The sequence below is a fragment of the Luteimonas fraxinea genome (assembly GCF_021233355.1).
GTDB classification, from domain to species: Bacteria; Pseudomonadota; Gammaproteobacteria; order Xanthomonadales; family Xanthomonadaceae; genus Luteimonas; species Luteimonas fraxinea.
In genome coordinates this window covers 2,046,184-2,070,112 of the sequence record NZ_CP089507.1, presented here as the reverse complement: position 1 = coordinate 2,070,112, position 23,929 = coordinate 2,046,184, and the positions used below count along the sequence as shown (strand labels likewise).

Sequence of the window (23,929 nt, the reverse complement as noted above, 5' to 3'; positions counted from 1 at the left end):
GGACGGCGTTCGCCACGGTCACGTTTCGCGATGCCCAGCCGTCCTGGTTGCAACGAAAGGCCGCTGGAGCGCCATTTACATGAACGCATGATTAACAGATTCGATGAATTCGCGGGATATGACTTCTTGCACGTGGTGTTATCGAACAGTGGTGTTGTAGTCTACCAACACACCGAAGCACAACGACCCCGAGGACCCCGCCATGCAGACCCAGACCACTCCCGCCGCCCCTAATGCCAACGCCGCTCTCGTCCGCCCGTTCGGCCTCGGCTACGGCCGCAGCAGCAGCTACGGCGCCCCGCGCAGCTACAGCAGCGCGCCGGCCCCCGCCCGCTTCCGCGTCGCCTGATCCATCCCGCCTACCACGCATCTCTTCAGGAATCCCGCCATGTCCCGCATGCACGCCATCGTCAACGCCGCCGCCCACCTCGCCCCGCCCGTCGCCCTGCGCCAGGCCCGTCTGTTCGGCCTCGGCTACGGCCGCAGCAGCGGTTACGGCACGCCCCGCAGCTACGCCGCCGCGTCGGTCCCGTCCCGCTTCCGCGTCGCCTGATTCAACGTCCCGCCCATCCAGGAGATCCGCCATGTCCCGCATGCACGCCATCGTCGATGCCGCCGCGCACCTCGTTCCGGCCGTTGCGCCCCGCCCCGCCCGCGAGCCCGGTACCGGCTACGGCACCAGCAGCAGCTACGGCGCTCCGCGCAGCTACGTCACCAACACCAGTCCTTCGCGCTTCCGCATCGCCTGATCCTTTGATCAGCTCCGGCGCCTGAAGCGTTCCCCCGATCCTCAGGAGTTCCGCCATGTTCCGCATCCACGCCATCCGTTCCGCCGATACATTCGTTCCGGTCCCGGCCTGCGTCGCCCAGCCTGCACGCTTCCATGCCCAGGTCCGCGCCGCGCGCAGCCACGCCGACAGCCCGTTCCGTGTCGAAGTCCGCGACAGCGCCATGCCGACGCGCTTCCACATCATCTGATCCGCGCGGGCCATCTGCATCGATCATCCGCGACCGGTACGCGCGCCATCGCGACGCGCCATTCCGCCGGTCGCGCTGCGCGGCGGCCCACAACGGCCTAAGCTGCCGGGTTTCCCCCGGAGCCTTCCCCGCATGTTCCGCAGCGACACTTCGCTCGACCAGCTCAACGCGATGTCCGCCAATACGGCGATTGCCGCGCTGGGCATCGTCTTCACCGAAATCGGCCCGGATTTCCTGCGCGCGACGATGCCCGTCGACAGCCGCACCCATCAGCCGTTCGGACTTCTGCATGGCGGCGCTTCCGCATTGCTGGCCGAAACCCTCGGCAGCAGCGCAGGCGGTCTGTCCGCGCCCGACGGCCACGGCGTCGTCGGCATCGAGATCAACGCCAACCATCTGCGCGGCGTGCGCGCCGGCATCGTGACCGGCACCGCGCGCTCGCTGCATGTCGGACGCAGCACCCAGGTGTGGGAGATCCGCGTCGAAGATGCGGCCGGCAAGCTGGTGTGCATCTCGCGGCTGACGCTCGCGGTGGTGCCGAAACCGTGAGCCGGCATCCACGATCCTGCTGCGCTTGCCGCACGGAGCTTGCACGCGTTCCACGCCGCGAAGGTCCGTGTTTGGGTATCGTGCACCGATGAGTTCTTCTTCCGTTCGCGCCGACGCCGGCGACACGCCGGCGCGCGTGTTGCGTTACTGCGTGCGCGTGCCGGTCCTGCTGTGGCACCTGTGCATCCATCTGCCGATCCTGCTGCTGTCGATGCTGCCGCCGATCGGCCGGCGCCGGCTGCGCAGTGGCGAACGCGTCGACCACCGCATGATCCGCTGGTGGCAGGGCGGGCTGATGTGGGTGTTCGGGTTCCGCATGCATCGCAGCGGCACGCCGTTGCCGGGCGCGGTGCTGTTCGTCGCCAATCACGTGAGCTGGGTCGACATCGTCGCGCTGCACAGCCAGCGCATGGTCGGCTTCGTCGCCAAACGCGAAATCGCCGGCTGGCCGGTGGTCGGTTGGCTGGCCGCGCGCGGCGAGACGATCTTCCACCAGCGCGGCAGCACCGAATCGCTGGGCGGCGTACTCGAAGAGATGGTGGCGCGGCTGCGCGATGGACGTCCGGTCGCGGTGTTCCCGGAAGGGCGTACGCGCGGAGGTGATGCGGTCGGCCCGTTCCATGCGCGCATCTTCCTCGCCGCGGTGGAGACCGATGTCGTGGTGCAGCCGGTGGCGCTGCGCTACGGGCGCCACGGTTCGGCGCAGAGCATCGTCGCCTTCGGCCCGCGCGAATCCTTCTTCGCCAATTTCATCCGCCTGCTCGGTGAGCCTTCGCGCGATGCCGAGGTCGCGTTCCTCGAACCGATCCTGCCGGCCAACGCGGAAGGCCGCCGGCATTTGGCCGAAGTGTCGCGCGAACGCATCGTCACAGCGCTGGACGCACGCGATTGAATCTCCTGCGTCCGTCACCGGAGACGGATGCGGGCGGCCTCGCCGCGGAGGGCATGCGCGTGGTCGGCAGCGAGTACACGCCGCCGTTCTGGCTGCGCAATCCGCATCTGCAGACGGCACTCGGCAGCAGCCAGTGGCGGCGGCGCCGCGGCGCGCAGGCACTCGCCGCGACCGGCGCGGTGACCACCGAACATCTGGTCGACGGCGGCGAAGGCATCCGCCTGCACGGCCTGCACAGCGTGGTGCCCGGCCGCGCGCCGCGCGGCCTCGTGCTGCTGCTGCACGGCTGGGAAGGCAGCAGCGAATCGAGCTACATGCGCCAGACCGCGGCGCAGATGCTGGATCTCGGCTACGCGGTGTTCCGGCTGAATTTCCGCGACCACGGCGACAGTCACCACCTCAACGAAGCGATCTTCCACTCCAACCGCATCGATGAAGTGGTGCATGCAGCGGTCGACATCGCCGCGCGTTTCGATCCCCGCCCGATGCTCGCGGCGGGCTACTCGCTGGGCGGCAATTTCGCGCTGCGGCTCGCGCTACGTGCACCGGCGGCCGGTCTGCAACTGGCCGGCATCGCCGCGGTCTGCCCGGTCATCGACCCGGCGCGCACGATGCTGCAGATGGAGGTGGGCCACCATCAGCTGTATCTGCGCCACTTCGAGCGCACCTGGCGCGCTTCGCTGCGGCGCAAGCGCGATCTGTTTCCCGACCATCTCGACGTCGACGACGCCACGCTGAGCCTGGGCCTGCGCGACCTCACCGACTGGCTGGTGCGCACGCATACCGAATTCGGCACGCTCGACGACTACTTCGACGGTTACTCGGTGGCCGGTGACCGGCTGTCGTCGCTGCAGGTGCCGGTCGACATCCTGATGGCGGCGGATGATCCGGTGATCCCGCTGGACGCGTTCCACGCACTTGCGCTGCCGGCGCATGCGCGGCTGGAGATCAGCCGCTGGGGCGGACACTGCGGCTTTCTGCTCGACCGGCATCTGGACGGATTTGCCGAACGCTGGGTCGCCGCGCGTCTGGATGCGCATGCCGATGCGGCGCGGACCGCGGTGGAGCGCACGCGGCTGGCGACGGCGGTGCATGCAGGTGCGGGTGCGGGTACGCAGAGCGGTTGAATCGTGCGTATCGGTTGAGCGGGCTACGCGCTTTGCGGGTCGTGATCACGCCGCTTCATCCAGAGCACTCGGCTTCCGGCGCGTCGTCTTTTCGTCTCCGTCGGGCGCACGGCGCCGTTGCGTCGTCCCGGCCAGTCCTGGAACGAAGATCAAGATGGGCCCCAGCCTGCGCTGGGGCGACGGGGTGCGGTGTCCGTGCGCATCAGCGGTTGCTCGCGCGTCGCCGTGTTCGGCACCTGTGATCCACGCTTCGAACCCGCCCCACCCCGACCGCTACAATGCCCGGCCTCGCCTTCGGTCGGCTTCGCGCCGGGATATCCAGCATGTCGCAACAGATCTACCAAGCCCTGCGCCGCGGCGCGAATGCCGAAGCCGCCACGCTCGCCCGCCAGGCGCTGGCCGAGGGACACAAGGACACCGATACGCTGAGCGCCGCCGCGCTCGCGTTTCGTGCGACCGGTGAGCGCGAGAGCGCGCTGTCGACGATCGACACCGCGATCGCGCAGATGCCCGACGACGCGGAACTGCATTTCCTGCGCGCCGGCATGCTGCTCGACACGCGCGACCTCGGCGGCGCGCAGGCCGCGCTGGCGCAGACCGTCGCGCTCGATCCCAACCAGTTCGGCGCTTACGTCGTGCAGGCGCAGATGGCGATCGGCCGCAACGATCTCGACGAAGCCGAGCGCCAGACCAAACTCGCTGCGCGCGTCGCACCCGAGCATCCGTGGACGCTGATGCTCGAAGGCGTGCTGGCCTCGCGCCGCAATGACCACGATCGCGCGCTGACGCTGCTGTCGGCGGCATCGAAGGGCGCGCCGGACGATCTGCAGGTGATCAGTGCGCTCGGTTTCGCGTATCTCGCCAAGGGTCACTTCGCGTTCGCCGAGCAATCGTTCCGCCGCCTGATCGAAAAGACCGGTCAGGTGCAGCTGCGCGGCCTGCTCGCGCAGATCGTGCTGCAGCAGGGGCGTCCGGCCGAAGCAGCCGACGAGCTCGCCGTGCTGCTGGCGGATCCCGCGCACGCGACGCCGTCGCTGCAGGCCTTCGCCGGCGAGCTCGAGCTGCAGGCGAAGCGCTTCGATCGCGCCAAGCCGTTGCTGCAGGCCGCGTTCGCCGCGCATCCCGATTCGCACCGCGCGACCAACGGCCTGCTGCTGTTGTGGGAAGCGACCGGCAACACCGAGGAGACGCAGGCCACGCTCGACGGCGCGCTCGAAAAATCCCCGGAGCTGGATCACCTGTGGGTCGCGCGTCTGGCGATGGAAGGGTTCGGCAGCGAAGCGGCGACCGCGATCATCGCGCGCTGGAACGCGGCGCGTCCCGATCATCTGCCGGCGCTGCAGGCGCAGCTCGCACTGGAATCGGGCACCGGCGCGCACGAGGCATCCGAAGCGACCGCGCGCAGGATCACCACGCTGCAGCCCGGCCATGGCAACGCCAACCAGCTGCTGTTCAACCGCCTGCTGGACCGCGATCCCGGCGCGGCCGTCACCTTCGTCGAAGGCCTGCTGCCGGCCGCCAGTCCACAGGCGCGCCTGATGCTGCGCCGCTGGATCGGCACGGCCCAGGACGCGGCGGATCGTCCGGCCGACGCGATCGCGACGTGGCTCGATCTCAATGTCGAGGAAACGGCGCAGGTCGGTCTGCCCCCCGCGCCCACTGCCGCGCCGGCGAGCTGGCCCGAGCTGGCGACCGTCGAGGGCGCACGTGCACCCGCGGTCTTCCTCTACGGCGCGCCGGGCGCGCAGGTCGACCGTATCGCGAACGTGCTGCAGCGCGCGCTGCCCGAATTCCGCGCCGACCGGTTCTCGACCGCGGTCCAGGATCCGTTTCAGGACACCAACGTGCCGGCGCGCCTGGCGGAGGGCGTGTTCACCGCCGAACAGGTCGCCGCCGGCTGGCTGTCGCAGCTGCCCGCGCGTGGCATCGGCGCCAACGGCGCGGTCATCGACTGGATTCCGTTCTGGGACAACGCCTGGCTGCTCGCGCTGCGTCCGCAGTTGCCACAGGCGCGTCTGCTGTTCGCGCTGCGCGATCCGCGCGACATGCTGCTGGAGTGGTTCGCGTACGGCGCGCCGATGGCCTTGCGCATCACCGATGTCGACAGCGCCGCGCAATGGCTGGCCGCGCATCTGTCGCAGATTGCCGATGTGATCGAGCAGGACCTGTTCCCGCACACCGTCGTGCGCACCGATGCGCCTGGCGAGGATCTCGAACGTCTGGCCGCGCGCTTCGCCGAAGCACTCGGCGTGCCCGCGTTCCCGACGCCGCCGCGTGAACTGCTGGGCCCCGACCGCATTCCGGCCGGGCGCTGGCTCGCCTACCGCGAGGCACTGGCGGGCCCGTTCGCCGCGCTGACGCCGGTTGCAGTGCGCCTGGGCTACCGTCAGGACTGATCCTTTTCCAGCGGAGACACCATGCGACTCCAGAGCGACAGTTTCGAGCAGGGCCAGCCGATCGCGGCGACGTTCGCCGTCGGCGCGCCCGACGGCTTCGGCGACAACCGCAACCCGCATCTGGCCTGGGACGATGTGCCCACGGGCACGCGTTCGTTCGCGCTGCTGTGCCTCGATCCCGACGCGCCGACCGACCCGTCACTCGCTGGCAAGGACGGCGTCGAGATTCCGGTCGAACATCCGCGCGGCACCTTCGTGCACTGGGCGGTGGTCGATCTGCCGGCCGATCTGCGCACGATCGCCGAGGGCAGCGCCAGCGACGGCGTGACCAAGGGTGGCAAGCGCAATCCGCCGGGGCCCGACGGCGCGCGCCAGGGACTCAACGACTACACCGGCTGGTTCGCCGGCGATCCGGATCTGGCCGGTGACTGGTTCGGCTACGACGGCCCGTATCCGCCGCCGAACGACCTGCGCACGCACCGCTATTTCTTCCGCCTGTTCGCACTCGATGTCGCCACGCTCGACGTGCCCGAGCGCTTCACCGCCAACGACGTGCTGCGCGTGGTGCAGGGCCATGTGCTGGCCGAGACCACGACCTGGGGCAGCTATGCGCTGCATCCGGAGGCTGCAGCGGTCTGACAAGGCGTATGTCGCGGATCGCTGTCAGCTCGGAGCTTGCGCCGATTCGCGCTTTTCCCTTCCCCCTTTGGGGCTACGTGCCCGCCGGGGTAGAAGGTGCCCGGAGGGCGGATGCGGGTGCTTTTTTCGAGCGTCTTCCTGTAGAGCTCCGCCCCTCACCCGACGCGCTCTGCGCGTCGACCTCTCCCAGAGGGAGAGGTGCCCACCCCGCGAGGGGAGAGGCTGCCGCCTGAAACACGGTCGAACGCGGCCGCCTTACGTCGCCTCAGCGACCCACGCTCTCCGACTCCACCACCATATCCAGCACGTACGCCTGCGACGGCGCATCGGCCGGCGGATCGGCCACGTCGAAACGCTGCACGCGCACGACGTTGCGCACGCCGTCCTCGAAGGTGAAGCCCTCGATGTCCTGATACAGCGGCGTCCATTCGGCATCGCCCGGCGAGCGCACGCCTTCGTCGTCGTACTGCACTTCGCGCGTCTGCAGGCACCGCTGTTCGGGAATCAGCGGGTGGCTGCAAGCGACGCGCTCGGGCGCGATCTCCAGGAAAACCGTCTCGCCCTCGCCGCCGTAGCGGGTGGCCGGCGTGGGCACGCCCTCGAACACGAGCACGTCGCCATTCTCGAGCTGCAGCGTGAGCCGCGGCGGCTCGCCGCCGGTCAGCGCGATGCGATGCGTGCCGGGCAGGCGCTGGCCGATCTCGCGCTCGCGCGCGGTCAGGTGCGCATCGGCGCAGGCCATCATCGTCGAGATCACCTGGTCGACGGTCAGGCGGTCGTCGTCGAGTGCGACGTTCGCGCCCATGCGGTTGCAGGCGTTCGACACGCTCAGACCGCTGTCGGCGAAGTCCAGCTGCAGGGCTTCGCCGTCGCCATCGAGCAGGGCGTCGATGCGCGCGCCACCGCTGCTCGTCGCGTCGATCAACCGCCAGTGATACGCCTCGAGCGTCTTCGCGTGATCGGCGGGCGCGGCGTCGGGAATCGCGTCGGCAGCGGCCTGGGTGGGGGCCGCGGCAGCGCCTTCCGGCGGCGTGGACCCGCCACAGGCGGCCAGGGCGAGCGGCAACAGCAACATCAGGGGGCGGCGCATCGGCGTCTCCTCGGTGCGGAACGGGTCGGGCAGCTTAACGGGCGGGTCCGGAACGCCCCGTGTGCGCGACGTGCATCGCGTGCGTGCAGCGATGTCGATTTCCGGTGCGCCGGTGCGTCGTTCCAACGACACCGCCAGCCGGCGGCCTCTCGAGGACACTCCTATGCGTATCGATCCCTATCTGTACTTCGACGGCACCTGCGCCGAAGCCTTCAAGGCCTACGCCGCACTGCTCGGCGGCGAGGCGACGCTGATGCCCTATGGCGATGCTCCACCCTGCCCCGGCAGTGACGCCACCGCGCCCGAGCGGATCATGCATGCGGGCCTCGCGATCGGTGACCAGTTCCTGATGGCCTCCGACGTGCCGCCGGGCACGCCGCTGCCGGCCGCGCCGCACACGTTCGTCAATCTGGGCGTGGACAGCGACGCGGACGCCGAGCGTATCTTCGCCGCGCTGTCGGACGGCGGCGAGGTCCGTGCGCCGATGGCCGAGACTTTCTTCGCACACCGCTTCGGCATGGTCGTCGACCGGTTCGGCACCGGCTGGATGGTGATGCGCTCCAAACAGGGCTGCTGAATCTCCACCTCGTCCACATCACAGGAACACCGCCATGACCCGTCCCCAGATCTACGTGAATCTCCCGGTCGAAGACCTCGATCGAAGCGTGCGTTTCTTCACCGCGCTCGGCTTCCAGTTCAATCCGCAGTTCACCGACGAGAACGCGACCGCGATGATCATCGGCGACGACAGCTTCGTCATGCTGCTGGTCAAGCCGTTCTTCCAGAGCTTCACGAAGTTGCCGCTGCCACCGCCGGGCCATGTCGGCGCGATCATCGCGCTGTCGCAACCCGATCGCGCCGCGGTCGATGCGATCGTCGCCAAGGCGCGTGCCGCAGGTGGCACGGTCACCGCCGAACCGGTCGATTACGGCTTCATGTACCAGCACGGCTTCGCCGATCCCGATGGCCATCTGTGGGAGGTGATGCACATGGACATGGCCGCGTTCCCGACGGAATGAGCGCGCGGACGTGCACGCCGCCGCCGACCATCGTCCATGCCCGGCGTACCGTGCGCCGCAGTGCGGCTTGCCCGGCCGCGCGCGGGGTGCTGTCATCGCCGCCCATGGACACGGCCACCCTGCACCGCACGATCGAAACCCTCTGGCGCGAGGAAGTGCCGAAGATCATCGGTGGCCTGATGCGGGTGGTGCGCGATCTCGATCTCGCCGAGGAACTGGCGCAGGACGCGCTGGTCGCCGCGCTCGAACGCTGGCCGCAGGACGGCCTGCCCGACAACCCCGGCGCGTGGCTGATGACCACCGCGCGTAACCGCGGCATCGACCGGCTGCGTCGCAGCCGGCGGCTCGACGCGCACCACGCCGAACTCGCACGCGAGATCGAGCAGGCGCAGCGCGAATCCGATGCGCGCGCGCAGGACGCGCTCGACGACGTGATCGGTGACGACGTGCTGCGGCTGATGTTCGTCGCCTGCCATCCGGCGCTGACCGTTGAATCGCAGGTCGCGCTGACGCTGCGCCTGATCGGCGGCCTGACCACCGACGAGATCGCACGCGCGTTTCTGGTGCCCGAAGCGACGATCGCCCAGCGCATCGTGCGCGCCAAGAAAGCCATCGCGAATGCGGGCACGCCGTTCGAAGTGCCGCAGCGCACGGACCTGCCGCCGCGACTGTCGGCGGTGCTGCACGTGCTGTATCTGGTGTTCAACGAAGGCCACGCTGCCAGCAGCGGCGACGACTGGGCGCGCCCCGACCTGTGTGCCGAAGCGCTGCGGCTGGTGCGGGTGCTGGCGGCGCTGATGCCGCGAGAAGCCGAGGTGCATGCGCTGGTCGCACTGATGGCGTTGCTGGCGTCGCGGCTCGATGCGCGTACAGATGTCGACGGTCATCCGGTGCTGTTGCCCGACCAGGACCGCACGCGCTGGAATCACGGCTTGATCGACGCAGGGCTCGCTGCATTGGCGCAGGCGCAGACCGCGCGCGCCACCGCGCCGCCCGGCGGCTACGAACTGCAGGCCGCGATCGCCGCCTGCCACGCGTTCGCGCCCACCTCGGAGGACACCGACTGGGCGCGCATCGCCGCGCTGTACGGCCAACTGCTTGCGCTGACGGGCTCGCCGGTTGTCGCACTCAACCGCGCGGTCGCGATCGGCATGGCCGCCGGCCCCGCGGCGGCATTGCCACTGGTCGATGCATTGGCCGACGACGCCACGCTGGCCGATTACCACCTCCTGCCGGGCGTACGCGGCGATCTGCTGGCGAAGCTCGGGCGGCATGCGGATGCGGCGAGTGCGTTCGAACATGCGGCCTCGCTGGCGCGTAATCCGCGCGAGCGGGACTGGCTCGGTGCGCGTGCGGCTGAGTGTCTGGCACGACACAAAGACTGATGCGCTGCTCTTGAGTCCTCCCCCGCGTGCGGGGGAGGGTTGGGAGGGGGCGAACTCTCCGCATGCATGGAAATTATCGAGGCATCTCTCGATCCAGTGCTCGAGTGAGCGTCGCCAGCGCTGGTGGATTGCCCCCACCCAACCCTCCCCCGTAAAACGAGGGAGGGCTTCAGTGCGCTCAATCCCGCAGATACACCGGTGAGCGCCGCGGCCAGGCCGCCAGCAGCGCCCACAGCCCGCCGACACCGGCGACCCAGGTCGCCACCGGCAGGCCGACGAAACTCGGGCCGCCCGCTTCCAGCGCGTACAGCACCGCAGCGACGATCAGCAGGCCGACGCCGAGGATCGCGGCGACCATGCGTTTCTGCATGCCCTGCATCGTCTGGGTCAACGCCGCGAGATCATCGGAACGCATGCGCAGTTCGTGGCGGCCTTCGACCTGCTGCTTGAGCCAGCCGTGCAGCAGGCGCGGCATATCGGGCGCCTGGGTGATCAGTTCCGGCAGGCGGTCGCGGAATTCGCGGCCCAGACGCTGCGGGCTGTAGCGCTCGACGAGGATGCGTTCCAGCACCGGCCGCGCGACCGCCCAGATGTCGAGCTTCGGGTCGAGCAGACGACCGATGCCCTCGATGCTCAACAGCGTCTTCTGCAGCAGGATCAACTGCGGCTGCAGGGTGAGCTGGTAGCGCTGCGCGGTGCGGAACAGTTTGCCGAGCACTTCGCCGAGCGAGATTTCCGACAGCGGCCGGGTGAAGTACGGCTCGCAGACCGAGCGCACCGCGGCTTCGAGTTCGTCGATGCGGATGTGCCCCGGCATCCAGCCAGCCTGGATGTGCAGTTCGGCGATGCGCCGGTAATCCTGGCGGAAAATCGCCATGAAATTCTCGGCGAGGTAGTACTGATCCTCGCGCGAGAGCTGGCCCATGATCCCGAAATCCAGCGCGATGAAACGCGGATTGGTCTTGCGGTCCGGATCGACCCAGATGTTGCCGGCGTGCGCGTCGGCGTGGAAGAAGTTGTCGCGGAACACCTGCGTGTAGAACACGCGCACGCCCTTGGCCGCGAGCGCCTTGCGGTCGATGCCGGCGGCATCCAACGCGGCGATGTCGTCGCTGGGAATGCCGTAGACGCGTTCGAGCGTGAGCACACGCTGCGTCGTGCGCTCCCACACCGGCGCCGGCACATACAGATCGGGCGAGTCTGCCCAGAACCGCCGCAGCACCGAGGCGTTCGCGCCTTCGCGTTGCAGATCGAGTTCTGCGGCCAGCGTGTTCTCGATCTCGGCCACGACTTCGCGCGGGCGGATCTTGTCGGCATTGGGATGCGTGCGGTCGACCAGCGCGGCGAGGTTCTTCAGCAGCGCGATGTCGGCGGCAATCTGCTTTTCGATCGTCGGCCGCAGCACCTTGACCACGACCTCGCGACGCGGATTGCGATCGTCGGCGGGCAGCGTCGCCGCGTGCACCTGGGCGATCGATGCCGACGCCAGCGGCACGGTGTCGAAAGCCTCGTAGGCCTGCGCGATCGGCATGCCGAGTTCGCGCTCGATGATCGCCTGCGCCTGCGCGCCGTCGAAGGGCAGCACGCGGTCCTGCAGCAGCGCGAGATCGTCGACGATGTCCGGCGGCACCAGATCGCGGCGGGTCGACAGGATCTGCCCGAACTTGACGAAGATCGGCCCGAGTTCCTGCAGCGCCAGACGCAGGCGCGCACCGCGCGACTGCGCGGCGATGTCGGCCGAGGCGCGCGGCACGAACGGACGCGCGAGCTTGAGCCAGCGCTCGGCCGGCGTGTCGTTGAGCAGGTCGTCGAGACGGTAGCGCAGCAGCACGCGGCCGATACGCGAGGCGCGCAGCAGACCCTTCATGCAGCCGGCCCGCGCGACAGGCGCGAGACGCGCGCCGCGAGTCGCTCGACGTCGTCGCGCAACACGTCGACGTCGTCGTTGAACGCTTCGAGTTCGTCGCGGCCGAGCACGTCGCGCGATTCTTCGGTCACGTACTCCACCGCGCTTTCGGTCAACGTACGGCCCAGGCCCTGCGCCTGCTGCAGCGCACTGGCGAACGCGTTGGCGACCTGCACGCCGATCACCTCGCCGAACACGGCGACGAACGGCTTCTGCCAATCCGGATCGAAACGCCCGGCGAGCTTCTGCAGCCGGCGCGCGAGTTCGGCATCGCCCGATACGCGGACCTTGCCGATCGGCGGCGCGTCGTCGCGGCGCAGGAACGGCAGCTGCGACAGCACGCCGGCGATCGTGGTGCGTACGGCGAGATCGGGCTCGACGGCGTCGTCGACCGGACCGACGCGAAGACGCTCACCGTCGACGCGCAGTTCCAGCGCGATCGGAGGCGAAGCGAGGGTCAGCGCGATACGTTGCCCGTCGAGTCCGGCGAGCGCGGTGCGCGTGTCGGCATCGAGTGCGAGCGCCTGGTTGAGCGCCGTTTCCAGCGCGCGTCCGGCGATCGGCTTGAGCGCCGCAAAAGGAGAAGGAAGGAATCCGGCCATAGCCGCATTGTAGCGGTCCATTCCGTGGCGCTACGCGCAATGCGCGAGGGACGTTGGCGCGTGCGAAGGTCGGCGCGCCCCCAAAAGAAAACGCCCGCCGGAAGGCGGGCGTTTCGAATCACGTATCGGGCTGGGACGTTACGGTCCGCGGCCACGCAGCATCGAGATCACGGCCAGGATCAGGAACACAACGAACAGGATCCAGGCGATGTTGGTGGCGGCGCCGGCGACACCACTGAAGCCGAGAACACCGGCAATGATGGCGACGACAAGAAAAATGACTGCATAACGAAGCATGGGTGGTCTCCTGATTCCCGTGAGCGGTTCGGGGGTCACCCTATGCTCGGCGGAGTCGCGATCAGGTGACGGTCAGGTACCTGTCCACGAATCTTTCAGCCGGGTGAGTCCTTCGTGAAGGGTGACCCGCGGGACGTAGCCGAAGTCGCGCGTCGCCGGCGCCATGTCGTACCAGTGCGTCGTGCTCAACTGCTCGGCGAGGAAGCGTGTCATCGGTGGCTCGCCCTTGAGACGCAGCAGCGGCCACACCGATTCGCAGATCGCACCGATCGCATACGCCGCGCCGAAGGGCAGCGTATTGGTGACCTGCGGCGCGCCGGCCGCTGCCAGCAGCGCGTTGACGATCTCGCGCACGGTCGTCGGCTCGCCGTTGCTGATGAAGTACGCGCGACCCGCGCACGCCGTGCCGGGCGCCAGATGGTCGAAGGCATCGAAGTGCGCCTGCGCGGCGTTGTCGATGTAGGTCGTGTCGATGCGGTTCTCGCCGTTCCCGACGAAACGCAGCCGCCCGGCCCGTGCGCGCTCCACCAGACGCGGCAGCAGTTGCTGGTCCCCCGGTCCCCAGATCAGTCGCGGCCGAAGTGCCACCGTCGCGAGGTCCGGCCCGTTCGCCGCGAGCACGGCCTGCTCGGCGATCTTCTTGGTCGTCGCATACGGCGCCTTGAAGTCCTCGCCGTAAGGCACGGTGTCGGCGGTGCCGCCTTCGACCGGATGCGTCGCACGATGGGTCACGCTCGGCGTCGACGTGTAGACCAGCCGGCCGATGCCGTGCGCGCGGCAGGCATCGAGCACGTTCTGCGTGCCGACGACATTGGCCTGGTGATAACTCTCATAGCTGCCCCAGGCGCCGGCCTTGGCCGCGTTGTGGAAGATCGCGTCCATGCCCTGCGCGGCAGCGCGCACGGCGTCCGCATCGGCGAGATCGCCACGGACCTGGCGCACACCGATCGCATCGAGCTCGGGGTAGTGCCCGCGATTGAAGCTGGTGACCTCATGCCCGCGTTCGACGAGGCAGCGGCACAGGGCCTGGCCGAGGAAACCGCCGCCACCGGTGACCAGGATCCGCATTGCCGACTCCACACGCTGCAGGGCCGCACACGATAGCGACGCGGGCCGGGATTGGCGACGCGCCGGCGCTATCGACGGCTGCAAGTGGCTGATCCGCCTGCACTTCAGAATTCTTCATTCGCTTGTCAGGTACTTCATCCGCAGGTGGGATGCAGTGCGGCTCCCTCGACCGGAGTCCGTCCATGCAGTCCTTGTCCCGCCTCGCCCTGTCCGCGCTGCTTGCCCTGTCCGCAGCGCACGTCGCCGCCGCTTCACCCTCGCCCGTCACCGACTGGCCGATCGCCGACGCCGCCGCACGCGGCTGGAAGACCGACCGTCTCGCCGCGCTGGATGCCGCCGTCGCCGGCGGCGAAGCGCCCGATACCACCAGCGTGCTGGTCGTCCATCGCGGCGCGCTGATCCACGAGGCCTATTTCAACGGGGCCGATCGCGACACGCTTCACAACACCCGCTCGCTGACCAAAAGCGTGACCGCGCTGCTGGTCGGCGCGGCCGTCGACCGCGGGATGATCGCCGGCGTCGATGCCCCGGTGCTCGGCTTCTTTCCCGATCGCATGCCGGCCCACCCGGGCGCGTTCAAGACCGCCACGACGGTCGAAGACCTGCTGACGATGAGCGCGCAGTGGGAGTGCGACGACAACAACGAATTCTCGTCCGGCCACGAAGAGCGGATGTACGTCAGCGCCGACTGGATCCAGTTCGCGCTCGATCTGCCGCAGCGCGGCTATCCCGCCTGGACCACGCGGCCGGCCGACAGCCCGCATGGACGCGCCTTCGCCTACTGCACGGCGAATGCGTTCCTGCTCGGTGCGATCGTCGAGCGCGCGAGCGGCCTGTCGCTGGAGCGCTTCGCTGCCGACGTGCTCGAGCGCCCGCTGGGCATCGAGGTCGCGCACTGGCACCGGTCAGCCGACGGCACCGGCATGGGCGGCGGCGGCACGGAATACCGCAGCCGCGATCTTGCGAAGCTCGGACAGCTGATCGTCGATGGCGGTCGCTGGCAGGACCGCCAGGTCGTGTCGGCCGACTGGGTGCGCGCGATGACGCAGGTGCATGCGCAGACGCCGTTCGATGCCGATTACGGCTACCAGATGTGGCGTTTTCCGTTCAAGGCGGGCGCCCGGCAGGTGCACGCCTGGGCGATGTCCGGCAACGGCGGCAACTACGTGTTCGTGGTGCCGGAATCGCAGCTGGTCGTGGTCATCACCCGCACCCGCTACAACCAGCGCGGCATGCATGCAGAGTCGCAGAAGCTGTTTTCCGACTATGTGCTCAGCGCGATGCCGTGACCGCATCGTCGGGCAGCCGACCGGACGCCTGCACCGCAGCACGCTCGGCCGCGAGCGCCGTGTCGATGCGACGCAGTGCGGCATCGAAAGCCGGCGCGGTGCGCAGATCCGCGAACAGCGGCGAGACACGCAGATAGCCGGCATTGCGGAAGCCGGCGGTGATCGCGGCATCAAGTGCATCGAGCGCTGCGGATGTGTCGCCGGCCTGCGACTGCAGCAAAGCGGCGTCGATGCCGTCGAAGGGATCGGTGCCGCTGGCCAGTCCGGCGCGCAATGTGGCGGCGCGTGCGCGCAGCGCGGCGGCATCGGGCGGCGGCTCGACACCGGTGATCCATGCCATCGTTTCCGGCAGGCTGGCCTGCGGTTTGAGCGCACGCGCCTGCTGCACAGCCTCACGGGCCGCGATGTGTTCGCCGCGCAACAGAGCGAGTTCCGCGGCCAGCAGATGCAGGCCGGCGTGCTCGGTGCCGCGCGACATCGCCTGGGTCAACGCGGTCTGCGCCTCGTCGAGACGCCCGTGTTCGTAGAGGAATGTGGGCCAGGCGAGGTTGGAGAACACGTTGTCCGGATACAACTGGAAGCTGCGCCGATAACGCGCCTCGGCCGCGGCGGTATAGCCAAGCAGGTCGAGGTTGGACGCGATCTGCAGTTGCAGGAAGCGCACGGTCTCCGGTGCGCGCACGTCCAGGTTCGCGGCCAGCGCTTCGGCGATGTGGCCCTGTCGTGCCTGCAGATACGCCGCCGATGCGCGGCTGCCGTCGGCAGTGGGATCCAGCTGCACGGCGCGCGTGTAGCCGGCCAGCGCCGCGATGACTTCGCCGCGGCAATCGTGTGCATACGCGAGCGCGGCATGCGCAGCGGAGAATTCCGGCTGTCGCGCGATCACCGCTTCGGCCAGCGCCAGTGCCTGCGTCGCATCCTCGGCATTGCCGCTGTAGAGACACAGGCGTGCGCTGTAGGCGCGGCTCAGGCCGAGCTGCGCGGTGCTGTCGTCCGGTGCTTCCTGGAGGCGTTGCCGGTACAACGCGATCGCGCGTTCGTTGTTCGCGGGCTGGCCGATGGCGGCGTAGTACGCCGCGCGTTCCAGCAAAGGCGAGACGACCGGCGTTTCCGATCGCGGCCACGACCACCAGAGCAGCGCGCCGAGCGTCGACAGCGTCAGCATCAGCAGCACGGCGATGGGCAGTGCATGCGGTCGCCGTTCGAGCTCAACGGCCGTCGGCGTCGCCGGCTCTTCGATCCGCGGTTCGCTGCACAGCTGATAGCCCCGCCCGCGTACCGACCGCAGGTAGCGCGGCTGCCGGCCGTCGTCGCCCAAGGCCTGGCGCAGCAGGCGCACGCGCTGGGTGACGGTTTCCTCGCCCACGTGCGCGGGCGCCCACACGCGTTCGATCAGTTCGTCGAAGCCGACCACACGCGTGCCCTGCCCCAGCAGCACGAGCAGCAGCCGGAAGCTGAGGCCGGACACCTCCAGCACCTGGCCGTCGTCGCGGACCACGCGTTGCCGCGCGACATCGATGCGCAGATCGTCGAGCCGGTATTGGGCAGGCGCGGCGTCAGCCGACACGCGTCGCCGCCCACGCGGCCAGCGTCTCGCGGCCGATCTTGGCGTTGTGGCGGATGTCGACCGGGAAGCCGGGGTGGAACAGCACGCGCTCGATGCGCCCGGTGTGGACGAAGCCTTCGCCGATGTGGCGCAAATCGTCGGCGATGCGCGCGTGTTCCGTCTTGGCGACGCCGGCTTCCAGCTCCACGCACAGCACCGGCGTCTGCGCCCCCTTCGGGCCGACACCGACCAGCGCCGTGCGCTTCACTTCGGGGTGCACGTTGAACACCGGTTCGACCTGTTCGGTGCACAGCGTGCCGCTGCCGGTGACGACGCGATGGCCCTTGCGACCGCAGAACCACAGCCGGCCTTCGGCATCGAAGTAACCGAGGTCGCCCATGCGATGGACGATGCGCGTGCTGCCGTCGGGCAGCGTCTCGGTGATCTTCGCCAGTCGCGTCTGCGCGTCGCGGTTGAAATACGTGTCGGTGGTGCTGGGTCCGGCGACGGTGATCTCGCCGACCTGCGCGCCGGGCACGCACAGCGCGTCCGACCACGTGGGAATCGCGTCGTCATCCACGCGAATGATGCGCACCTCGTTCGGCGGCACCGGTCGGCCGACGCAGGTGCCGGCGCCGTGTTCGGTGCGCGTGCGCAGCGCCAGCAGTTCGCGACCTTCGACGACGGCGACGGGCAGGCATTCGGTGGCGCCGTACGGCGTCCAGAAACGCGCGTCGTCCGGCAGCAGTTCGAGGATTTTCGCGACGGTCTCCGGCGGCACCGGCGCACCGGCCGAGGTGACGCGGCGCAATGTCGGCAGCGGCTTGCCGTACTTCGCGAGCACACCCATCAATGCGGGGGATCCGAACAGCTGGTCGACGCCGAAGCGTTCGATCGCCGCATGCAGCTTGCGCGGATCGGCCTTGGCCGGCCGGGTCGGATCCATGTCCGGAATGATCGAGGTCAGCCCGAGCGCGGGATCGAACAGCGCGAACGGCGGGAACGTCGGCAGGTCGATCCCACCGGCGCCGATGCCGAACGCGTCGCGCAGCATGTCGATCTGCGCGGCGAAATGGCGATGGCGGTAGACCACGCCTTTGGGCACGCCCGTCGAGCCGCTGGTGAACAGGATCGCTGCCACGTCGTCGCCGGCAGTCGCAGCGAGTTGCGGGCCTGCGCCTGCGCCCGCGCGTTCCACATCCGCCAGCGTCGCATCGCTGAGCAGCGCCCAGCGCCCGGTGGTGATGCGCGTGCGCGCCGACTTCGCCCAGCCCAGCAGCGCCCGTGCGAACTGGGCAAGCGGAATGCCGATGAAAGCGTCTGCGCCGGCTTCGTCCAGGCACTGCTTCAGCGCGCGCTTGTCGATGCCCGGATCCACCAGCACCGGCACCGCGCCGGCCTTGAACAGGGCGAACATCAGCAGGAAGAACTCGGGCGTCGGCCGCACCATCAGCACCGTGCGCGTGCCGCGGACGATGCCGCGCGCGGCGAGTCCGGCGGCGATCGCATCGCTGCGCGTATCGAGCGCGCCGTAGGTCAATGCATGCGCGTCTGCGTAGCGACCATCGGGGCCGGGGCAGCGCATCGCGATGCGATCGGGTGCAGCGTTCGCCAGCCGCGGCAACGCGGCGGCGATGTTGACCGTGGCGGCCTGGGCAGAAGTGTCGACATCCATCGCCAAGAGGATACCGGCAGCCGCGCGCGCGCCGGCCGCGGCGGCTACGATGGCGCCTCACGATTCGAGACCCTGCCATGCGCGCGACTTCCGGCCGTCCGTCCCTGTTCCGCCTGTACGTTGCCGCGGCGTTGCTCGCGCTGCTGGTCCTGCTGCCCGGGTGCGCCAGCGCCGGCAAGCAGGGCACTGCGCTCGAGCGCGCGCAATACGCGTGGACCGGCGCGGTGCGCTGGAACGACATGAAGACCGCCTGGCAGCTGGTCGACCCCGAATACCGCACCGCGCATCCGGCCAGCGAGCTCGACTTCGCCCGCTACGAGCAGGTGCAGGTCACCGGCTACCGCGAAACCAGCGCCACCGCGACCAAGGAAGAGGCGATCCGCGAGATCCAGATCGGCGTGATCAACCGCCACACCATGGCCGAGCGCACCGTGCGCTACACCGAGCGCTGGCGCTGGGATGCGGCCGCCGGCACCTGGTGGATCGTCGACGGTCTGCCCGACTTCTGGGCCGGCGAATGACCCCGCCGGGCCGCCATCGGCTGCCCGCCGCCGGGCGGTCGCGGTGGTGTGCGACAATCGCCGCCCGCCGACGCACCGCGATCCATCCGTGAATTTCGAAGAACTTCTGGCCTTCCTGGGCCGCAACCAGATGCTGTCGCTGATCCTCGCCGCATTGACGGTGGCGATCGTCTTCAACGAGATCTCGCGGCTGTTCCGCGGCTTCAAGGTCCTGCGTCCGGCCGAACTGACCGTGCTGGTCAACCGCGACAACGCGCTGGTCGTCGACCTGCGCCCGGCCGCCGACTTCGGCAAGGGCCACATCCCGGGCTCGAAGAACGTGCAGATGAGCCAGTTCGATCCCGAGAGCAAGCAGCTCGCACCTGCCAAGGCCCTGCCGGTGGTGCTGGTCTGCAAGACCGGCAGCACGGCCAGCGACGCCGCCAAGCGCCTGAAGAAGGCCGGCTTCGAGAACGTCTACGTGCTCGACGGCGGCATCGGCGGCTGGCTGCAGGCCGACCTGCCGCTGGCCAAGGGCCGCGGCTGAGCGCAGCAGTACCGTCTTGACGGAGTGCCATAATCGGCAATCCGTCTCACCCAACATTTTTTGCCGGAGTTGATTTACATGTCCGAAGAACAGGCCACCAACGGCGCCAATGGCGCAGCCCCGGCGCAGCCGGCCGGCGCGCAGTTCAGCGTCGAGAAGATCTACGTCAAGGACGTCTCGTTCGAGTCGCCCAAGTCGCCGGCGATCTTCAACGAGCAGGCCCAGCCGCAGCTCAACATGAATCTCAACCAGAGCGTGCAGCGCGTCGGCGACAACGCGTTCGAAGTCGTGCTGGCGATCACCCTGACCTGCACCACGGGCGAGGACAACGCCAACACCGTGTACGTGGCCGAAGTGAAGCAGGCCGGCGTGTTCGGTCTGGCCGGTTTCGACGGCAACACCCTGGACGCGCTGCTCGGCACCCAGTGCCCGAACGTGCTTTACCCGTACGCCCGTCAGCTGATCGGCGAACTGATCCAGGCCGGTGGTTTCCCGCCGTTCCTGCTGCAGCCGATCAACTTCGACGCGCTCTACGCCGAAGGCCTGCGTCAGCGCGGCCAGCCGGGCAACGAACAGCCGACGACCGATCAGATCGGCAACGCCTGAGCGTGACCGATCGCAAGCCCGCGGTCGCGGTGCTGGGCGCGGGCTCCTGGGGGACCGCGCTCGCCTCGCTGATCGCACGCAACGGTCACCCCACCACGCTGTGGGGCCGTAACGCGGAACAGATCGAGGCGATCGACCAGCGCCACGAGAACCCGCGCTATCTGCCGGGCATCCCGTTGCCGCAGAACCTGCGCGCGACCACCGATCTGGCCCATGCCCTCGATGGCGTCGGCCTGATCCTGGTCGTCGTGCCGTCGCACGCCTTCGCCGAAACCCTGGAATTGCTGGCGCCGCTGCGCCCGGCGGGCGTTGGTGTGTCGTGGGCGACCAAGGGTTTCGAACCCGGCTCGGGACGGTTCCTGCATGAAGTCGCGGGCGCCTTGGTTGGTGAGGACGTGCCGCTGGCCGTCGTCACCGGCCCGTCGTTCGCCAAGGAAGTCGCGTCCGGCCTGCCGACCGCGATCACCGTGCAATCGGACGACGCCGACTTCGCGCAGACCGTCGCCGACGTGCTGCACGGCCCGACGTTCCGCGCCTACACCGGCACCGACATGCGCGGCGCCGAACTCGGCGGCGCGATGAAGAACGTGCTCGCCGTCGCCACCGGCGCGGCCGACGGCATGGAGCTGGGCCTCAACGCCCGCACCGGCCTGATCACCCGCGGCCTCAACGAGATGCTGCGCCTCAACCAGGCGATCGGTGGCCGCGCGGAAACCCTGATGGGCCTCGCCGGTCTCGGCGATCTGGTGCTGACCTGTTCCGGCGACCTGTCGCGCAACCGCCGGCTGGGCCTGGCGCTGGGCCGCGGTGAGAAGCTCGAAGACGCGGTCCGCGCGATCGGCCAGGTGGTCGAATCGGTGCAGACCGCCGACGAAGTCATGCGTCTGGCCGAACGCCACGGCATCGAATTGCCGATCGCCAGCAACGTCCGCGCCGTGCTGCATGGCGAAATGACGCCCGCCGAAGGCCTGGCCCGTTTGATGGCGCGCGAGCAGAAGCCCGAGTTTGAATAACGGGCTCTAGGCCTGCCTGATGCGTCTCTGCTGTTGGGCTTCGATCAGCCCCGTGTCTCAGCTGGCGGAAACTCAATACCTCTCCCTTTGGGAGAGGTCGACGCGCGAGTAGCGCGTCGGGTGAGGGCGAGGCCTCGTCAGAAGCGCCAAAAGCGCCCTCATCCGCCGTCCGGGCACCTTCCCCCGTAGGGGGAAGAACAAAGCAGTGGGCGCCGCGAGCTTCCACTGGAATCCGTCGGCCGCTTCTACCCAAAAAAAAAGAACCCGACCATTGCTGGCCGGGTTCTGACGGTTTCCGGGAGAGAGAGACGCGCCGGGGAAGCGCTGGGGACCGGAAACCGCGGGGGAGCGGTGTGGCGCTTACCAGGTCAGACGCGGACCCACGAACCACTGGGTGTCGCCACCCTTGATCAACTTGATGTCACCGGCGACGCCGAAGTTCGGGTTGAACTTCCACTGCGCGCCGAGGCGGCCGTAGAACTCGCTGTCGAAGCCGCTATCGAGATCCTCGTAGCCGGCCAGTGCGTAGCCTTCGAGCGCCGGCAGCAGCGCGGTGCGCGCGCCGACTTCGACCGAATAGCCATCGGCATTGATGCCGCGTCCGAAGTCGAGCTTTTGGTAGGCCACGCGGGTGAGTAGATCGGTGCGCGGCGTCACTTCGTGGTTGTAGCCGACGCCCAGACGCCACTGGTCGCGGTCGAGCGGACTGTTGTCGACGCTCTCGCGGGTGTAGTCGCCGAAGGCGTGGAAATTCGGGAGGAACGCGGCGGAGCCGCGGATCGACCAGCCGTCGGAGTCGACGTCACGGTTGACCGGGGCGATGTCGGACTTGCTGGCCGAATAGCCGCCTTCGACATAGTTGTAGGACAGACCTTCGGCGGCATTCGCAGCGAAGGGGAGCGCTGCGGCGAGGGCTGCGATCGACAGGAGGCGCTTCATTCGGGGTCTCTCTCCAGCCGGGCCCTGCGTGGGGTCCGGCTCTTATCGGTTCTGCTCTGAAAAATGCCGGCCCGGGTGACAGGGAGGGGATGCGCTTCGAGGGGAGGGGAAGCACGGTCACCCGGGCCGGTACCGCGCATTCTCGACCTCCGCGTGCAACCCGCGCTGAATATTGAACTCGCAAGTACAGGAACTTTTGGCGTGGTGTTCAGGTCGTGGTGCAACCGTTTCCAACCTGCTCGCTTCCGGCCTGCAGTCGATGCCGGGGCGGCTGTGCCGGGCGTACGCCGCTGGCGTATTACTGGCCGCCGGCGTATCCGTGCTGGCGCCAGGCTTCGAACACGACCACTGCAACCGCATTCGACAGGTTGAGACTGCGGTTGCCCGGCTGCATCGGCAGGCGCAGGCGCTGGCCATCGGGCACGCGGCCGAGCACTGCGTCCGGGAGGCCGCGGGTCTCGCTGCCGAACAGGAAGGCGTCGCCCGGTGCGAACGCAGGCGCATCGAAGCGGACGCTGTTACGCGTACTCAGTGCGAACAGGCGTGCGGGCTGGATCGCCGCGAGTGCGACATCGAGATCGTCGTGTACCTGCAGCGTCGCGTACTCGTGGTAGTCGAGCCCGGCGCGGCGCAGGTTGCGGTCGTCGAGGTCGAAGCCCAGCGGCCGCACCAGATGCAGCCGCGCGCCGGTGTTGGCGCACAGGCGGATCACGTTGCCGGTGTTGGGCGGAATCTCGGGCGTGTGCAGGATGACGTCGAACATGGGCCGGGCCGGGCTGCGGGCCGGCCATTGTCGGTCACCAGGGCAGCGTCGCGCCGGTCCAGTCGAGGAAGTGGCCGCTGTCGTCGGGGCCGAGGCCATCGATGACCTTGCGCAGACCGGCGACCGAATCCTCGGCCACTTCGCTGGCCTGGGCGCCGCCCATGTCGGTCTGCACCCAGCCCGGATGCAGGGCGACAACGACGATGCCCCGCTCGCGCAGCGCATGCGCCAGCTGCACGGTCGCCATGTTCTGCGCAGCCTTGCTGATCGCGTAGCTCGGCGTGCCGAAGCGCGCGGTATTGGCGATCGAGCCGAGTTGCGAGGACAGATTGGCGACGCGCGCGCCGTCGACGAGCAGCGGTGCCAGCGCCTGGGTCAGCAGCAGCGGGCCGGTGACATTGGTGCGCAGGCTGTCGTCGAGCGTGTCGGCGCGCAGCGTGCCGAAGCGCTCGCCGCTGTGCAGCACGCCGGCGTTGTTGATCAGCACGTCGATGCGCGCGTCCTCGCCCGCGGCCAGTGGCCATTCGCGCACCAGCTCGTCACGCGAGCGGGCGTCGCCGACATCCAGCGGCAGCACCTTCAGATGGCCGGGGTGTTCGGCAGCGAGATTGTTGAGCGCAGTCGCCTTGCCGGGCTGGCGACAGGTCGCGACGACGCGGGCGCCGTCGACCAGCAGCTGACGGACGAATTCGAGGCCGAGGCCGCGGTTGGCGCCGGTGACGAGAGTCCAGTGGGTCATGCGCGTGCCTAGGGAGAACCGGGCTTCGATGCTAGCGGGCGGGTCGTGAGGATTGGACTGGCGAGGCCGCGCAGAGCACTGGCGCATGGCCAGACCAAGGCGGGTCCGCAATCTGCTCCTTTCCCCGCGCGCGCGGGGTGAGAGCGACTCGCTTGCGCTGCACCGCCGCGCGAGTCGATCGAACGACCGGCGCGCTGCGCCGGGCCGGACAGGCCGGGATGGGGGCAAACGCCCGGATCACAGCAGGAACGGATCGCACGCGGTGCAGATGCTTGGAATCCGGACACCCGTCAGCCTGGCCGTCTGCCCCCACCCAACCCTTCCCCGCAGCGCGGGGAAGGGCTTCGATCCGCTGCGACGATCG

At 69.0% G+C, this 23,929-nt stretch carries 26 protein-coding genes and 1 pseudogene; 17 read left to right on the top strand and 10 right to left on the bottom strand.

The annotated features are described in order from the left end of the window. Positions 1 to 202: 202 nt before the first annotated feature. The 9 genes and pseudogenes from LU699_RS09250 to LU699_RS09210 all read left to right on the top strand — a co-directional run bounded on the left by LU699_RS09250 (position 203) and on the right by LU699_RS09210 (position 6,581). Positions 203 to 349, top strand: coding sequence for a hypothetical protein (locus tag LU699_RS09250; protein WP_232136684.1), 147 nt, complete (start codon positions 203 to 205; stop codon positions 347 to 349). A 39-nt stretch (positions 350 to 388) separates the two neighbouring features. Further along, complete coding sequence (locus LU699_RS09245) at positions 389 to 553, top strand: hypothetical protein (RefSeq protein WP_232136682.1); 165 nt, start codon at positions 389 to 391, stop codon at positions 551 to 553. A gap of 31 nt (positions 554 to 584) precedes the next feature. Continuing rightward, positions 585 to 749, top strand: a complete 165-nt coding sequence (locus LU699_RS09240; protein ID WP_232136680.1) for a hypothetical protein — start codon at positions 585 to 587, stop codon at positions 747 to 749. Between the two features lie 55 nt (positions 750 to 804). Beyond that, on the top strand, positions 805 to 978 hold the full coding sequence (locus LU699_RS09235) for a hypothetical protein (protein ID WP_232136678.1): 174 nt from the start codon (positions 805 to 807) through the stop codon (positions 976 to 978). A gap of 132 nt (positions 979 to 1,110) precedes the next feature. Then, positions 1,111 to 1,527 carry a hotdog fold thioesterase gene (locus tag LU699_RS09230; RefSeq protein ID WP_232136676.1) on the top strand — a complete coding sequence of 139 codons (417 nt, stop codon included), beginning with the start codon at positions 1,111 to 1,113 and terminating at the stop codon, positions 1,525 to 1,527. A gap of 88 nt (positions 1,528 to 1,615) precedes the next feature. Continuing rightward, positions 1,616 to 2,419: a lysophospholipid acyltransferase family protein gene (locus LU699_RS09225; RefSeq protein ID WP_232136675.1), complete on the top strand. Its 804-nt coding sequence runs from the start codon at positions 1,616 to 1,618 to the stop codon at positions 2,417 to 2,419. Between the two features lie 53 nt (positions 2,420 to 2,472). Next, positions 2,473 to 3,456, top strand: a pseudogene (locus LU699_RS09220) (YheT family hydrolase); the annotation flags it as partial. A gap of 413 nt (positions 3,457 to 3,869) precedes the next feature. Further along, a complete protein-coding gene (locus LU699_RS09215) occupies positions 3,870 to 5,942 on the top strand; it encodes a tetratricopeptide repeat protein (RefSeq protein ID WP_232136674.1) in 2,073 nt (690 codons plus the stop codon). 21 nt (positions 5,943 to 5,963) lie between these two features. Continuing rightward, positions 5,964 to 6,581, top strand: a complete 618-nt coding sequence (locus LU699_RS09210) for a YbhB/YbcL family Raf kinase inhibitor-like protein (RefSeq protein WP_232136673.1) — start codon at positions 5,964 to 5,966, stop codon at positions 6,579 to 6,581. 265 nt (positions 6,582 to 6,846) lie between these two features. Here the strand turns inward: LU699_RS09210 and LU699_RS09205 are convergent, their stop codons facing one another. Next, positions 6,847 to 7,671 (bottom strand): META and DUF4377 domain-containing protein, encoded by an 825-nt coding sequence (locus tag LU699_RS09205; protein WP_232136672.1) that lies wholly within the window; start codon positions 7,669 to 7,671, stop codon positions 6,847 to 6,849. 163 nt (positions 7,672 to 7,834) lie between these two features. On the opposite strand from LU699_RS09205, the gene LU699_RS09200 reads away from it, so the two are divergent. The 3 genes from LU699_RS09200 to LU699_RS09190 all read left to right on the top strand — a co-directional run bounded on the left by LU699_RS09200 (position 7,835) and on the right by LU699_RS09190 (position 10,075). Beyond that, entirely contained in the window at positions 7,835 to 8,248 is a 414-nt protein-coding gene (locus tag LU699_RS09200; protein WP_232136671.1) for a VOC family protein, read from the top strand. 34 nt (positions 8,249 to 8,282) lie between these two features. Then, on the top strand, positions 8,283 to 8,690 hold the full coding sequence (locus LU699_RS09195) for a VOC family protein (protein ID WP_232136670.1): 408 nt from the start codon (positions 8,283 to 8,285) through the stop codon (positions 8,688 to 8,690). Between the two features lie 104 nt (positions 8,691 to 8,794). Continuing rightward, complete coding sequence (locus tag LU699_RS09190) at positions 8,795 to 10,075, top strand: RNA polymerase sigma factor (RefSeq protein WP_232136669.1); 1,281 nt, start codon at positions 8,795 to 8,797, stop codon at positions 10,073 to 10,075. A gap of 178 nt (positions 10,076 to 10,253) precedes the next feature. Here the strand turns inward: LU699_RS09190 and ubiB are convergent, their stop codons facing one another. From ubiB to oleD, 4 genes are all read right to left on the bottom strand, one after another. Then, positions 10,254 to 11,942, bottom strand: coding sequence for a ubiquinone biosynthesis regulatory protein kinase UbiB (ubiB, locus tag LU699_RS09185; protein ID WP_232136668.1), 1,689 nt, complete (start codon positions 11,940 to 11,942; stop codon positions 10,254 to 10,256). Then, positions 11,939 to 12,583, bottom strand: a complete 645-nt coding sequence (locus tag LU699_RS09180; protein ID WP_232136666.1) for a ubiquinone biosynthesis accessory factor UbiJ — start codon at positions 12,581 to 12,583, stop codon at positions 11,939 to 11,941. The genes ubiB and LU699_RS09180 overlap by 4 nt, the downstream gene beginning before the upstream one ends. A 138-nt stretch (positions 12,584 to 12,721) precedes the next feature. Beyond that, on the bottom strand, positions 12,722 to 12,880 hold the full coding sequence (locus LU699_RS09175) for a DUF1328 domain-containing protein (protein ID WP_082387634.1): 159 nt from the start codon (positions 12,878 to 12,880) through the stop codon (positions 12,722 to 12,724). A gap of 72 nt (positions 12,881 to 12,952) precedes the next feature. After that, on the bottom strand, positions 12,953 to 13,948 hold the full coding sequence (oleD, locus tag LU699_RS09170) for a 2-alkyl-3-oxoalkanoate reductase (RefSeq protein WP_232136664.1): 996 nt from the start codon (positions 13,946 to 13,948) through the stop codon (positions 12,953 to 12,955). A gap of 182 nt (positions 13,949 to 14,130) precedes the next feature. Here oleD and LU699_RS09165 point away from each other — a divergent pair, with 182 nt between their 5' ends. Next, complete coding sequence (locus LU699_RS09165; RefSeq protein ID WP_232136662.1) at positions 14,131 to 15,237, top strand: serine hydrolase domain-containing protein; 1,107 nt, start codon at positions 14,131 to 14,133, stop codon at positions 15,235 to 15,237. Here LU699_RS09165 and LU699_RS09160 read toward each other — a convergent pair. Continuing rightward, positions 15,221 to 16,804: a winged helix-turn-helix transcriptional regulator gene (locus LU699_RS09160; protein ID WP_232136661.1), complete on the bottom strand. Its 1,584-nt coding sequence runs from the start codon at positions 16,802 to 16,804 to the stop codon at positions 15,221 to 15,223. The two genes, LU699_RS09165 and LU699_RS09160, sit on opposite strands and share 17 nt — an antisense overlap. Continuing rightward, the gene (gene oleC / locus LU699_RS09155; RefSeq protein ID WP_232136660.1) at positions 16,794 to 18,458 is read right to left on the bottom strand and encodes an olefin beta-lactone synthetase; all 1,665 of its coding nucleotides are present in this window, start codon (positions 18,456 to 18,458) and stop codon (positions 16,794 to 16,796) included. The genes LU699_RS09160 and oleC overlap by 11 nt, the downstream gene beginning before the upstream one ends. 77 nt (positions 18,459 to 18,535) lie before the next feature. Here oleC and LU699_RS09150 point away from each other — a divergent pair, with 77 nt between their 5' ends. The 4 genes from LU699_RS09150 (at position 18,536) to LU699_RS09135 (ending at position 21,124) form a co-directional block, all read left to right on the top strand. Next, positions 18,536 to 18,979: a hypothetical protein gene (locus LU699_RS09150; RefSeq protein WP_232136659.1), complete on the top strand. Its 444-nt coding sequence runs from the start codon at positions 18,536 to 18,538 to the stop codon at positions 18,977 to 18,979. A gap of 88 nt (positions 18,980 to 19,067) precedes the next feature. Continuing rightward, a complete protein-coding gene (locus tag LU699_RS09145) occupies positions 19,068 to 19,505 on the top strand; it encodes a rhodanese-like domain-containing protein (protein WP_232136658.1) in 438 nt (145 codons plus the stop codon). Positions 19,506 to 19,583: 78 nt separating this feature from the next. Beyond that, on the top strand, positions 19,584 to 20,111 hold the full coding sequence (secB, locus tag LU699_RS09140) for a protein-export chaperone SecB (protein WP_232136657.1): 528 nt from the start codon (positions 19,584 to 19,586) through the stop codon (positions 20,109 to 20,111). Positions 20,112 to 20,113: 2 nt separating this feature from the next. Next, positions 20,114 to 21,124, top strand: a complete 1,011-nt coding sequence (locus LU699_RS09135; protein ID WP_232136656.1) for an NAD(P)H-dependent glycerol-3-phosphate dehydrogenase — start codon at positions 20,114 to 20,116, stop codon at positions 21,122 to 21,124. Positions 21,125 to 21,484: 360 nt separating this feature from the next. Here the strand turns inward: LU699_RS09135 and LU699_RS09130 are convergent, their stop codons facing one another. From LU699_RS09130 to LU699_RS09120, 3 genes are all read right to left on the bottom strand, one after another. After that, the gene (locus LU699_RS09130) at positions 21,485 to 22,063 is read right to left on the bottom strand and encodes a porin family protein (protein WP_232136655.1); all 579 of its coding nucleotides are present in this window, start codon (positions 22,061 to 22,063) and stop codon (positions 21,485 to 21,487) included. A gap of 298 nt (positions 22,064 to 22,361) precedes the next feature. Then, the gene (locus LU699_RS09125; protein ID WP_232136653.1) at positions 22,362 to 22,826 is read right to left on the bottom strand and encodes a tRNA (cytidine(34)-2'-O)-methyltransferase; all 465 of its coding nucleotides are present in this window, start codon (positions 22,824 to 22,826) and stop codon (positions 22,362 to 22,364) included. Positions 22,827 to 22,860: 34 nt separating this feature from the next. Continuing rightward, entirely contained in the window at positions 22,861 to 23,565 is a 705-nt protein-coding gene (locus tag LU699_RS09120; RefSeq protein ID WP_232136652.1) for an SDR family oxidoreductase, read from the bottom strand. Between the last annotated feature and the right edge of the window lie 364 nt (positions 23,566 to 23,929).